Genomic DNA, 12,710 nt, shown 5'->3' with positions numbered 1-12,710 from the left:
AAGCAGTGTATCTTGGCGTTTTTGATTTACATCAGCGTTTAGAGCAGACCCGAAAAGTTTTGCGGGAAAAGCAGCATCTGAAAAAGCTGATTGAAGAAGATATTCAAGACCTGGAAAAAGACGTAAAAGATCTTGAAGCAATGACTGAAAAGAACAACTACGCAACAAGTATTCAGCGGTAACAGGAAGCAGAAAAGTGGCGGCTGCGCAAATGTGCAGAAAGGCCACTTTTTTATTTTGTGGAAGTAAAGCTGGACAAGCCATCGTAATCCTGATGGCCATTACGCTGCTCACTGCCAAGACTAAGTCCGTTACGAGCGGTGTTGAATCGGTCCATTCAGAGACAAGAAAAAAGCGGCCACTCACGAAGCAGCCGCTTTTCTCTCGATATATATTGTCGTTCGTCTTACGATTTCCAAATGTCTGCGACAATCTCGAAGGAGCGGATGCGATCCGCATGATGGTACATTTGCGTAGTGATCATCAGCTCGTCGGCTTGGGTCGCTTCCAGCAATTCCTCAAGTCCCTGCCCTACGGTGTCTGGGCTGCCGATGACCGAAGAGCGTAGCTGGGATTGCACCGAGATCTTTTCAAATTCGGACCATATTTCATCCATATTGTCTACTGGCGGCTGAATCGGCTGGAGGTTCCCGCGAACGATATTCAAAAAGGCCTGAAAATGAGAGGTCGCCAGGCGCTGTGCTTTTTCATCCGTATCCGCAGCCATCACGTTAACACCGACCATCGCGTACGGTTTGTCCAACATCTCGGAAGGGCGGAAGCAGTGACGATATGTTTGCAACGCAGTCTGCATGTAGTTGGGTGAAAAATGGCCGGCAAAAGCAAACGGCAGCCCGAGCAGGCCGGCGAGTCGTGCAGAAAAGTCGCTGGAGCCGAGCAGCCAGATCGGGATATTCAGCCCTTCGCCAGGAATTGCCCGTACACCTGTTGACGCACCTTCCGTTTGTGGTCGGAAATATTCGCGTAGCTCTTCCAGAAGCTCCGGGAAGTCCTCGCCGCCGATGCGCATATCACGACGCAGAGCACGAGCCGTACGCTGATCTGATCCTGGAGCACGGCCCAGACCGAGGTCGATCCGTCCGGGGTAAAGTGATTCAAGCGTACCAAACTGCTCCGCAATGACCAGCGGAGAATGATTCGGAAGCATGATTCCGCCGGAGCCGACGCGCAGCTTTGTTGTCCCTCCGGCGATATGACCGATAAGGACGGAAGTGGCAGAGCTGGCTACACTCGGCATCGAATGATGCTCAGCAAGCCAGTAGCGCAGGAAGCCCCATTTTTCAACGTGCAAAGCCAAATCAAGGCTGTTGCGAAAGGAATCTGCGGCTGTTCCTCCCTGTATGATAGGGGCAAGATCTAGAACAGACAAGGGAATATCGCGCAATGTCCGGGAATGATTTGTATCTGACATGAGTAAGTGACCCTCCTTTGACGATGAGCGGGACGTGTGTGCCAGGGCATCTGCACCCTGGAATGATGGTACTAAACGTACTTGCATGATACGTACCAGCCATTTTCATGTCAAGGCACCGATGTTCTGTGCAGCACATTGGCCGAAAAGAAAGAAGCCTTGTACCAGATTATGTACAGAGGCTTCTTTTTCTCTTGGTATCCCTATTGTTTGGTTAGAATGACTGGCCCATCCGCTGTAATGGCAATTGTATGCTCATACTGTGCGGACAGCTTTCCGTCACGAGTGCGGGCTGTCCAGCCATCTTCATCAATCGAGACATGATACGTCCCAATATTGAGCATCGGTTCAATCGTGATAACCATGCCTTCCTTCAGGCGTTGGCCGCGTCCGGCAGGTCCAAAGTGAGGTACAAAAGGCTCTTCGTGCATTTCCTGACCAATTCCGTGGCCTGTAAAGTCGCGAACAACCGAGTAGCCTTGGGCCTGAGCGTACGTCTGGATGGCATGGGAGATGTCTCCGATCCGGTTTCCGACGACGGCTTGCTCGATGCCAAGATATAGTGATTTTTCCGTAACTTCCAGCAGTTTTTTCGCTTCCGGGGAAACGGTCCCTACTTCATAAGACCAAGCTGAATCAGCGAGCCAGCCGTCTTTGCGAACTACCATATCAATCGTTACGATATCACCGTCACGCAGGGCCTCTTTTTTCGGAAAACCGTGGCAGATGACATCATTTACCGAGCCGCAAGTCGCATATGGGTACCCGTGGAAGCCTTTTTGCTCAGGGGTTGCACCGTGCTTCGCCAAAAACTGCTCAGCGAATTGATCAATGTCCCACGTCGAAATACCGGGACGGATCATGGACGCTATTTCGCGATGACACGCGGCAAGGATTTTGCCCGCTGCCCGCATCAGTTCAATCTCTTCAGGTGTTTTGAGGATAATCATTGACTCTCTCCTTGTCCTCGTTGTAAATTCTATGGCTCTCTTCAGTATATAGTGTAGACTTGTTTTCGGCTAATTGCCACAGTCAAAACAGCATGGTAGGATGAGGGAGAAATAATCAACCTGGGGGTAGGTAGCATGGACAAGTTTCAGGAACATCTGGCGAACTACCAGATACATGTAAAAGAGGACGTGGAAAAACGCGTTGCTTTTATTCGTGAACAAATTGATGGACCTGGGCTGGGCGGGGCAGTAGTCGGTATCTCTGGCGGCATTGATAGTGCAGTTACAGCGGCTTTATGTGTACGTGCCTTGGGACGCGATAGGGTAATCGGTGTATGGCTGCCAGCTTATTCCCTCGACGTTCATGCAGTGGACTCCCAGAAATTGGCTGATGCGATTGATCTGAATCTCGTGACGATTGATGTAGGTCCTGCGTACGATGCGCTCGTTCCTGTTATCGAAGGCGTACTGCCATTGGATGACAAAACAAAAGGAAATACCAAAGCACGTCTTCGCATGACGACCTTGTACGCCATTGCGAATCAAAAAGGATACCTCGTTGCAGATACTTGCAATCTTAGTGAAGTCCATGTCGGCTATATGACCAAGGGTGGCGACGGTCTGGCTGACTTTAATCCGGTTGCGAGCCTGACGAAGCATGAAATGAGAATCCTGGCAGCGGAGCTAGGTGTTCCCGATTCGATTATTACAAAGCCACCTTCTGCTGATTTGTGGGAAGGCCAAACAGATGAAGATGAAATGGGCTTCACCTACGAGGATCTCGATCGTTATTTAATTACTGGCGAGACACGACCAGAAGCAAAAGAGCGAATCGATTACTTGCACCGCATCTCGGAGCACAAACGCAACCTCATGCCAGGTATTTAGCATGGGGCAAACATACAAGCTGTTTACCAGCTATTTATGGCAAACGACGAGTACGGTCGTGTCAACAGAGGAGCGCATTTACCTGATTGATCCAGCGTATTTTCCGCAAGAGATCGATGGGATTGAAGGCTATGTGCAAAGCGTTCGGGAGGGGCGTGAGCTGGTTCTCGTGTTAACACATGGGGATTGGGATCATATTGCCGGCTACCCAAAGTTCCTGGATGCCAAGCTTATCGCACAAAAAGAAATCCTGGAGTCCGGACGGATGGAAAAGAAGCTGAACAAAGTGAAGCGATTCGACGGCTCGTATTATGTGGTTCGACCGTATGAGTTCGAGGTGCCTTCCTTTTATAAGCTTGTGGATGCAGCCGAGGATTGGCAGGAGGTGTATTTCATGCCTGTTCCAGGTCACACTCCGGATCAGCTGGCGACGCTTTTTCGGGACCAGAAGCTGCTCGTAGTTGGGGATATGCTCTCCAATTTGGAATTTCCGTTTATCGACGATAGTGCGGCCTATTTGGAAAGCCTCGAAAAAATCGAACGGCTAGTGAACGAGGGAAAGGTAGAAGAACTCATTCCCGGGCATGGAGTTCCAGTCAAAGGACGCGAAGACATTCTACATAGAATCAAGCGGGATCGACTGTACCTAAACGAAGCAAGAGCCATCATTTTCGAAGGTCTGGCGTCAGGAGCCGAGGAAAACGAGCTGGAGGAGCGGTTTGGGCAGATGACATACGATGACCAGCCGATCGACCCGTATCTGCTTTCGGCACATGAGCAAAACCGAAATCAACTGATGAAAGAAGCTGTTTCGCAGAAAGGTTGATTCTTGGGCAATTTTGTACGATAATAGAGGTTATGCATAGATCTCTCTAGAAAGAGGTGGAACAGATGTCGACGACTGAATTGATGCTGAAAACGAGTCTGGAAGGACGCGTGAAGCGTACCTTGCAAACGTACTTCCGTCGCCCCAACCTCGTGTTGGTGAGCGAGAGTCTGGGAGCGAACGGCCTGTCCCCAGAGCAAGTACAAGTTACGTTGGAGCTGTTGAATCAAGAGAGTACTGTTGCCGAAATCATGGAGCAACTGCGGGATAAAGGCTACTTCGCATAACTTTGTGAGCAGGAAAAAGACCGGTATGACAACGGATTTGTTGTCAACAACCGGTCTTTTTGTTTTGTCTCACGTAGTAGTGCGACCATGTGATAAAGAACGACACATCCTTTTCCGACGGTAGAACTGCAGTGCGGCAGAAACGAGGAAGTAACTAGAAAAAGCAACGATGAGCCCCATGACAGCACTGCCTGTGAAATACGCGAGTCCTTTTTCCTTCATCCAGATCAGCCATTTTTCCCAAGGCTCATTATTGTGGACGAGATGCTCCTGCAAAGGCTTGCCCGTGATCGCATATCCAAGATTGTAATTAATGACCATAAAAATAGGCAGGACGAGCTTGCCAATCACAAAAGCAATCAGGCTTGCGGGCAAACTGGCACGAAACAGCTTGACCAATGGGAACAGCAACAAAAATGCCAGCCCAAAGGTGGGAAGGGTAATAAATTCTACAAAAATCCCAACACTGAAGCCGCGAGCGACAAAGGATGGGGCCCCTTTCATGCGAATCAGCTTGTAGTATTCAAGTTTCAGCTTGCGATAAATTTTTGTCCACATGGTGTCTGTACCTCGTTTGTCACGTCTCAATTTTTTCATTATAACCAAATGGTGTTTTACTACTCAGCGAATTGCAGCGACAAATACAACGTAACGAAAACATGGATGATTCGTACTTGATTGTAGAATAGAAAATAGTTATCTGAGAAAGTGTTACCTAGGTAACCGTACACAGATGCTAGTTGGTTGTCAACTGAGCATGTGATTTGTGAATACTTATATATTTTGGCATAATGAAGAGGGCAGATTCGCTGGAAAAGTGGTGAAGGTTGTGACAGATGTAATGGCGACAATCGGTGATTCGATTTCGCAATACGGATACGGCGCTTTGTTTGGATTATTTTTTCTAGGGATACTGGGAATGCCACTGCCAGAGGAGACCTTGCTCGTATTCTCAGGCTTTCTTGTTTCGACAGGTAAGCTGAAGTATTGGCCAACCCTGCTTGTTTGCTTTCTTGGTTCAGTCTCCGCGATGACAGCTGCCTACTGGATCGGAAGAACGTTAGGCTTTGCTTTTCTGGAGCGGTATGGGAAACGCCTAGGCATGGGTTACACCCTTTATAAAAAAACGGAAGACTGGTTTAATCGAGTAGGCAAGTGGGCTTTGCCGATGGGATACTTTATCCCGGGTGTTCGGCAATTCACCGCCTATTTTGCCGGAATTACACGGCTACCTTTTCCTACCTTCATGATCTATACGTATTTGGGTGGATTATTTTGGAGTATTTTGTTTGTGACGCTTGGATGGCAACTAGGGGAGCGTTGGGAGGCTGTCTTTGATCTTATTTCCCGCAATCTCGCTATTTTCTTCATAGCCCTGCTGGTTATCATCGCTGGCGTGTCGTATATTCGCCGTAAAAGAAACATGAAAAAACGTATGCAGGAGGAATCGAAATGAACGAGGAAGACAGAAATCAAGACAAGCAAAACGAAAATTTACCTGCTGTCAGAAAGCCGGTTGAGCTGATTCCGGTTGAGCTGCCTGAGCCTCATCAGCGCTTCTACGACAAGCTGCGTGCAAAAATTGAAAGCTTTATCAAAGACAAGGGCGTCAACGAAACGGTCGCCAATTACATCCTGCTCGCCCCGGATTTGTTCGTCCTGCTTGCACGTTTGATCATGGACAAGCGGGTAGGCGGCACATCCAAAGCCATCGCTGGTGCCGCAGTTGCTTACTTTATTGCACCGATTGACTTTATCCCTGAGGCGCTCGTTGGCGGCTTAGGTCTTTTGGATGACGTTGTTCTTTCGGTGTATGCACTCCGTAGAATTCTCGTTGACGTAGATGAAGTTATTGTACGGGAGCATTGGAATGGCGAAGACGATTTGCTTGCGGTAATTACCAGAGTGATCAAAGCAGCTGACGATCTGGTTGGCAAAAAAATCGTGAAGAAGCTGGAAGAGATCGTGTTTCGAAAAAAATAAGGCGTAGGATGGGACGAGTCGATGAAATATCTCGCGGATTATCAAGAAGGAGAGCGTGTTGTCGCGTTTTGCCTGGTAAAAAACAAGGAAGCTGGTGTCGCAAGCAATCAAAGTGAGTATCTCAATCTGGAGCTGGGAGATCGCTCTGGTACACTCATGGCCAAGGTGTGGGATGTAAGTGCGGAAATGAAAGAAGCCATTGCAGTGAAGTCAGTTGTAAAAATTGATGCTGCGGTTCAAATGTACCGGGGGAAAAAGCAACTGGTCATTCAACGAATCAGGCCAGCCTCGGCTTCGGATGAGGTTCTGATGGAATCACTTATTCCGGTCTCGCCTGTACCTGTTGATGAACTATGGGACAAGCTGGAACAGAAGATTCACGGCTTGCAAAGCGGTACGCTAAAAGCAATTATCAACGAAGCGCTAGCAGATGGTGAGATTCGCGAGAGAATCCGTCATTACCCTGCCGGAGTTCGGATGCATCATAACTACTATCACGGCTTATTGGAGCACATCGTTTCCTTGCTCACTGCTGCAGAAAGACTGCTTCCGCTCTATCCGCAAGTGGACAGAGATGTTCTCTATGCTACCTGCATCATGCATGATATCGGCAAGCTGTACGAGCTGTCTGATCCAGTAGCTCCTGATTATACAACACCGGGTCAATTAATCGGTCACCTGGTTATGGGAGTAGAGATGGTAAGCAGTATTTGCCGCAAGCTGGATATTCCTTTGGGTGATGCTGAGGTTCTGCATCTGAAGCATTGCATATTAAGCCACCACGGTGAAGTTGAAAATGGCTGGGGCAGCGCAGTTTCGGGCAAGACACCAACTGCTGTCCTGTTCCATTATCTTGATCAAATTGACAGTAAAATGAATGCCTTGGGTCAAACGCTCGCAGACATGGGCGAAGAGGATGAATGGGCATATGCTGGTGTATTGAAAAGAAAGGTTTGGCGTGGATATTAAGTCAAGGCTGCTGCACAATGTGTAGCAGCCTTCATTTTTGTATGAGTAATGATGAAAAACAGTAACGTTTTTCACTTCCTATACGTCATCGGAGTGATGGATATATTGGGAGGGAAATGAAGTGAAGGCACGAAGCAAAGAGGCAGCACTTTTGCTGATAGCAAGTGTTTTGACAGTAGCAGGAACGGATGTGAAGCCAATCATTGTTCACGCTTACGTAGAGAAATCGAGCGAGGATACAGTTGAATTGCCACCAGACGTGATCGAAACACTGGAAGAGCTGCAAGAAAATTATTTGCCAGCCATTCAAGACTTGCATGTCAATTATTTTGGGAATCGAAGCGACTCCTATATCCTGAACCTATCTGACCAGAAAAGTGCTATCAAAGCAGGGGCTTCCTTGAATCTCGTCATCGATTCTGGTCACAATATTTCCTCCCTAATCTATACAGACCCACACAGAGACAGCAGGAAAAAGCCGGAAAAACAAAAAAACTACAAAATTGCAGTCGATTTTCTCCATAAAAATATGTGGGAAGATTATGTTGTCGCTACCCAACCGATGTTATCCAGCAATCGCGGATCAACGCGTGACAATCTTCTGGTCGTACCTTTATATCCTAGACTACATGAAGTACGTGTATGGAAAGAAGTAGGACAAGTCATGGTTGATGCCGAGGGGCAGATCGTGCTTTATCGCAAGAACGAAGAAAAATTGCCTCTAGAAACAGAGGTTGTGAATCCGAAGCAAGCGATTTCGAAAGACAAGGCAGAAAAGGTCTTTGGAGATGAGCTGACGCTGGAGCTTGCTTATGATACCAAAAGCGGCAAGCTTGTTTATGCACCGAAAAACGTACCGATCATTGACGCGCTGACAGGGGAGGCTGTCCCATCTGTTACTATAGAGAGCAGAAAGACGTTGAGTCTCAAAGGAACAGCGGACAGCTCCAGCTGGAGGGACCAAAAGAAGCTGGAGAAGCTGCTCGTGGATGATTTTCAGCTCGCTATCCCCACATTGAACTATAAGCATGTGAACGAGACGAGCAAGGATAGGACCACGGATCTTTACCAATGGCTGAATCCGGTTTACGAAAGTGCAACGGTTGCTGTAGACCGCCAAAGCGGGCAGCTTATCGAGCTGAAGCTGGAGGGAGCAACAAGGGACGGTAACGATAAAAAGTGGACCGAAGCTGAAGCGGAGAAGCTCGCTGTTCAATTTGTGGAAAAGTATATATTGTCCACGGAAAAATCATTTGTAGTGAAAGCCTCAAGACTGGTAGACAATTTGCCGGGCTGGGTAGATCAAAATCACGTCCAGCGGATATTCAGCTATCAGTTTTATCCGCATGTGAACGGTATCACGACGAAGGAGCCATTGTACACTGTTGATGTGGATGCCAAAAAAGGGAAGGTAGCTATGGCTAAGGTAGCGGAACTATCCAGCCTGCCAGCAAGTCTTGCGCAGGGCAAGCTGGTTGACATGGAAACGGCCAAAAAGGCTTTTCTAAAGCAGTCGAATGTTTCACTGGCGTACTGGTATCCACAAGCTAATACACAGACAGCCAAGCTGCCACAGCTAGTATATGCCCCCACGCTAGAGATGCTATCGACACAAATCAATGCTGCAACTAGCGAAAAAGAAGAAAGCTGGCTTGAATGGATTGAATAAGATTGCTCCCGGCCAAAGACAATTCTTTGCCGGGATTTGATTTTTTAACGTAAAAGAATGTACAAGCGATCCGCAGTACCTCCATCCATTGGTATCGATTGAGGTTTCTTATTATCGAAATTGATAAACACTTTCTGTCTAGTAGGATTTTTTTGCTTTTTGTAGAATATCTCTTTGATTCCCATTTGATTTGGCAAACAATGCCGATCACGAGAAGGAGAAAGTGCATGAAACGGCCAACCTATACCCTACCAAGTATTGTCAAGAAGGTATTCCGGTCTGGTGAGCGCTCCCTCCCCCGGACGGAGATATGCTCCCGGATGGAAGCGAATGAGCTGAATGCTTTTTTGGATCTGGACAGCACGGCACTCTTAGAGAAAGTGCTGCAGATGGATCAGTCACCAGTGCGGGTTGCCAGTTCTGAAGCAATTGTGGAACTAACTTATCAGCCACATCAATTGTATGATCTGGCGTACCGTTTTTTGCGGGATACTGGGGCACCAAAAAAGCTTGAGCAGATCGTTGCCGAGCTGCGCAGACAAACCCAGTTTGGCTGGAATCAAATTTTGCGCATGCTGCAATTGGAAAAGGACACCCGCTTTGTCCAGTATCAGGGAGATATTCGCTGGTTTCTGGCTGAGTGGACACTGGGAAATGACCAGGTCTATGAGTTTTGCCGTAAAAATGGTATCACTCAAGTGACATCCCGCTCCTTGATTCACTTTCTGGAGCAAGAAGTAGGGATCGCTGGAGACGCGGCTTTTTTACCAGTCCTTGATGATCGCTTCCGGATCGATGGTGAGATTTTGTACATCATCGCTCGTAGTGAAGATGACATTGAACAGCAAATCGAGGAGCAAATGGACGAGCCAGCGGCAGCAGAAGTTGCCGTGACAGCTGAAGCCATTGATTCTGAAACGATAGCGAATACCGAGTCTATGTTAGAGGTAGCTGTATCCGAATCCGCTCAACCAGTTTTGCATGAAGAACAAAAAGAACAGATGAAACCGTTAATTACCAAGGAGGAAATAACAATGAGTAACGCAATTAACCAACAAGTCCTTGAGGAAGTACAACAGCTTTTGCAAGAGGCAATCAGTCGCTTGGAGACTCGCCAGCAAGATATGTCCCAAGAAGTTGTTGCTCACTTTCAACAAAGTAACATGCAAGCTATAGAAGTGTTGATGAAAGAGAAACATAAGCATGAGCAGATTGTACTTGGTATTCAACAAGTGCTGGCTACTAGTGAACAACAATGAGTAAACTTGGGGCTACGATCCGGTTGGAGCAAAGATTTGTCTTCTTGCGCGAAGTAATCGCGGGCTATCGGATTCGCCTTCAAGAAATGGAGCAGGAAGTGGTGGAGCTTTTCACCGCAAACCAGCTCTCTGCTATTTCAGCTTGCATGGGCGAGAAGCAGCGCATCGTCCGCTTGATGAACCGTTTGGAGCAATTTATTGCCCAATGGGAAGACAATGGTGATGTGGGTATCGCACACGATCCAAAACGAGAACACTTGAACACATGACGAAAAATGCGGTAAAATAGGGGGATTGTGTAGGATTCCCCGCGCATGCCGCGTGGGATGGAAAGGAGACCCAAACCCTCTATGTCAGTAGGAAGAAACGAACTTTGCCCCTGCGGGAGCGGGAAAAAATACAAAAAATGCTGTGGGGTCGTTACGCCGATAACGGAATTGCGTAGCCGTCACGAGCAAAAATTACAAAAAGAATACGCTGGCTGGGTGGAAAGATTGAACCATTTTGTTGGTGGGAATGTGACCAGTGAAGTGATTTCAGAAGCTCGCAAGCGTTTTGCAGACGAGATCGGTCTTTCCGAAGAAAGTGTGATGCAACCTGAGTGGGCAGCACATTTCTTCAACTGGTGCGTGCTTGATGTAAAAACAGGTGGCAGCACGCTGCTTGAGAACTATGTCAAGCAGCATGGACGTCGGATGGAGCCAGATCTGCGCCATGCCTTCGCCCAGTTGCATCTAAATGTATATGAAATCGTCGAAGTGGAACGTGATGTCCTGACGATTCAACAGCCCATTACCCAAGAAAAGCACTACTTGCTGCGCTCCAACAATTTGAATGTACAGATCGGACAATTTATTGTGGGACGCCTCTTGAATTTGGGACTGCGCAATATGCTGTTTTCAGGAAGCATCATCTTGCAGCCGCATGTAAAAGCACAGCTCATGGAATGGTTGAAAGAGCATCCCGAAGTGGTGGAAGCTGCTGACGATACAAGCAAACGTGTGTATACGACCGACCTGTATCGCTTCATTGTTCAGTTTGGTGAAACACAAGACCAGTCGCAGGGAGCAAAGGAAGATGCATTGCTTCGTCGCACCTATGCGTTGCCAAAGCGCGATCCGTTCCGTAAGAAGATCGAGGCAAACAGAGCGTTTGAACTGAAAAAACGCGATGGTGCTCGTGAAATTTGGGTATACGCGACACGGAAAGAAGAGCATCTGTTCCCTATGCTGAAAAATGCTTTGCTTGAATTGTATGAAGTACAGGCAGAAGTGCTTGTACAGGAAGACAAGCTCATGCTGGAAGGATATGCTTCTCAGCTGGATGAAGTAGCTCGATTGCTTGAACTGGTTGCATATGAAAACGAGGAAGAAATTCGTGTGTTGACGTCTACAGGCTCCAAGCTCTCGAAGGGCACTCTGTTCATTACCAGTCAGCCAATGCTGCCACCAAAGGTACTGCAATGGGCAGTTCAAACTTATTTCGCTGAAAAATGGCTGGTAACACCGCATGAGCTGCTGGATGATCTGGCGCCTGTTCTAGTCGCAGCGACAGACAATGAGGAGATGCGTGGCAAGCTCCAGGCACTGATGGATCAGATGGAGCAGGATAGCAAAGTGGGTCAAGGCTTGGCGCGATTCATTCGTATGGACATGCTCAGACCACGTCTTGCTTTATCAAATGAAAGCATTCACGTAAACAATCTGTTGAGCCGACCACTCATCGAAGGTCTCCCAGAGAGCGTGTATACCGTACATCCAGAGCGACTGGCTGACATCAATCGCTTCGTTCAAGAGATGACTGATGGCAAGTCGGAAGCAACTGTCAAAAAATACGACGAAGTGATGAATAACTTCCGTACTTTTGTCAGAGGGGCTTTTGGGCCTGCTTTTACATGGAATCAGCTGCGTCGTGAGGATGTGGCGTACTTCCTCATTCACGACATTTATACTCGTGCGGATGCTACGACCAAAACGTTGGCAACCAATCTGCTGTCTGTACTCACAGCATTCTTCAAATGGCTTGACAAGCAAGGAGACACGTCCTTGTACGCAGCACTGCAACCATTGTTTACAGAGCTCAAAGAGACTTTGCCAGAAACGTATCGACTGCGGGGAGTTCTGGAAAAAGAAGCGAATCAAAATCTCCTCCAAACGTCTGCTGGAATCGCGGAAATCGTGGATGAACCACTGATTCTGCAAGATCAGACTGCGAATGGCTGGGTGGCGCTTCGTCCAAATGGGGAAAAGATCAACCTCGTAATCGAGGTGGAGCAGGGACAGTTGCTCGCATCTGATTGGATCATTTCCGGTCTGTTTGGCAAAGGGGAGGATGGCAAATGGCGCCTGTTCGGTACGCCAGAGCTGTATCCACCTGTAGTAGCCCTGTTGTTAGGTGCACCAACTAGTGTACTCGTATAATAGAACAAAAGAACCCGAGGAAGCCTA

At 47.9% G+C, this 12,710-nt stretch carries 14 protein-coding genes; 11 read left to right on the top strand and 3 right to left on the bottom strand.

Annotation, left to right across the window (positions count from 1 at the left end):
* Nucleotides 1–5 precede the first annotated feature (5 nt).
* Complete coding sequence (locus SB752_RS23135) at nucleotides 6–182, top strand: hypothetical protein (RefSeq protein ID WP_410717888.1); 177 nt, start codon at nucleotides 6–8, stop codon at nucleotides 180–182.
* A gap of 224 nt (nucleotides 183–406) precedes the next feature.
* Here the strand turns inward: SB752_RS23135 and SB752_RS23130 are convergent, their stop codons facing one another.
* Nucleotides 407–1,432: an LLM class flavin-dependent oxidoreductase gene (locus tag SB752_RS23130; RefSeq protein ID WP_410717887.1), complete on the bottom strand. Its 1,026-nt coding sequence runs from the start codon at nucleotides 1,430–1,432 to the stop codon at nucleotides 407–409.
* A 203-nt stretch (nucleotides 1,433–1,635) separates the two neighbouring features.
* Nucleotides 1,636–2,382, bottom strand: coding sequence for a type I methionyl aminopeptidase (map, locus tag SB752_RS23125; RefSeq protein ID WP_410717886.1), 747 nt, complete (start codon nucleotides 2,380–2,382; stop codon nucleotides 1,636–1,638).
* A 135-nt stretch (nucleotides 2,383–2,517) separates the two neighbouring features.
* Between map and nadE the strand changes: the two genes are divergently transcribed.
* From nadE to SB752_RS23110, 3 genes are all read left to right on the top strand, one after another.
* The gene (gene nadE / locus SB752_RS23120) at nucleotides 2,518–3,270 is read left to right on the top strand and encodes an NAD(+) synthase (RefSeq protein ID WP_410717885.1); all 753 of its coding nucleotides are present in this window, start codon (nucleotides 2,518–2,520) and stop codon (nucleotides 3,268–3,270) included.
* Nucleotide 3,271: 1 nt separating this feature from the next.
* Nucleotides 3,272–4,096 carry an MBL fold metallo-hydrolase gene (locus tag SB752_RS23115; RefSeq protein ID WP_410717884.1) on the top strand — a complete coding sequence of 275 codons (825 nt, stop codon included), beginning with the start codon at nucleotides 3,272–3,274 and terminating at the stop codon, nucleotides 4,094–4,096.
* 65 nt (nucleotides 4,097–4,161) lie between these two features.
* Nucleotides 4,162–4,383 (top strand): hypothetical protein, encoded by a 222-nt coding sequence (locus tag SB752_RS23110; protein WP_410717883.1) that lies wholly within the window; start codon nucleotides 4,162–4,164, stop codon nucleotides 4,381–4,383.
* Nucleotides 4,384–4,452: 69 nt separating this feature from the next.
* Here SB752_RS23110 and SB752_RS23105 read toward each other — a convergent pair whose 3' ends face one another.
* A complete protein-coding gene (locus SB752_RS23105) occupies nucleotides 4,453–4,941 on the bottom strand; it encodes a DUF2062 domain-containing protein (RefSeq protein WP_410717882.1) in 489 nt (162 codons plus the stop codon).
* Between the two features lie 208 nt (nucleotides 4,942–5,149).
* Here SB752_RS23105 and SB752_RS23100 point away from each other — a divergent pair, with 208 nt between their 5' ends.
* From SB752_RS23100 to SB752_RS23070, 7 genes are all read left to right on the top strand, one after another.
* A complete protein-coding gene (locus tag SB752_RS23100) occupies nucleotides 5,150–5,839 on the top strand; it encodes a DedA family protein (protein ID WP_410717881.1) in 690 nt (229 codons plus the stop codon).
* Nucleotides 5,836–6,366 carry a YkvA family protein gene (locus tag SB752_RS23095; protein ID WP_410717880.1) on the top strand — a complete coding sequence of 177 codons (531 nt, stop codon included), beginning with the start codon at nucleotides 5,836–5,838 and terminating at the stop codon, nucleotides 6,364–6,366. Before SB752_RS23100 ends, SB752_RS23095 begins: the two co-directional genes overlap by 4 nt.
* A gap of 21 nt (nucleotides 6,367–6,387) precedes the next feature.
* Nucleotides 6,388–7,335 (top strand): 3'-5' exoribonuclease YhaM family protein, encoded by a 948-nt coding sequence (locus tag SB752_RS23090; protein ID WP_410717879.1) that lies wholly within the window; start codon nucleotides 6,388–6,390, stop codon nucleotides 7,333–7,335.
* A gap of 121 nt (nucleotides 7,336–7,456) precedes the next feature.
* On the top strand, nucleotides 7,457–9,004 hold the full coding sequence (locus SB752_RS23085) for a YcdB/YcdC domain-containing protein (protein ID WP_410717878.1): 1,548 nt from the start codon (nucleotides 7,457–7,459) through the stop codon (nucleotides 9,002–9,004).
* A 227-nt stretch (nucleotides 9,005–9,231) separates the two neighbouring features.
* A complete protein-coding gene (locus tag SB752_RS23080) occupies nucleotides 9,232–10,263 on the top strand; it encodes a hypothetical protein (RefSeq protein WP_410717877.1) in 1,032 nt (343 codons plus the stop codon).
* On the top strand, nucleotides 10,260–10,532 hold the full coding sequence (locus tag SB752_RS23075) for a hypothetical protein (protein WP_410717876.1): 273 nt from the start codon (nucleotides 10,260–10,262) through the stop codon (nucleotides 10,530–10,532). Before SB752_RS23080 ends, SB752_RS23075 begins: the two co-directional genes overlap by 4 nt.
* 81 nt (nucleotides 10,533–10,613) lie before the next feature.
* Complete coding sequence (locus SB752_RS23070; RefSeq protein WP_410717875.1) at nucleotides 10,614–12,683, top strand: YecA family protein; 2,070 nt, start codon at nucleotides 10,614–10,616, stop codon at nucleotides 12,681–12,683.
* The last annotated feature ends 27 nt before the right edge of the window (nucleotides 12,684–12,710 follow it).

Source organism: Brevibacillus sp. SIMBA_040 (assembly GCF_046535075.1).
GTDB lineage: Bacteria > Bacillota > Bacilli > Brevibacillales > Brevibacillaceae > Brevibacillus.
This window is presented reverse-complemented; position numbering and strand designations above follow the sequence as displayed.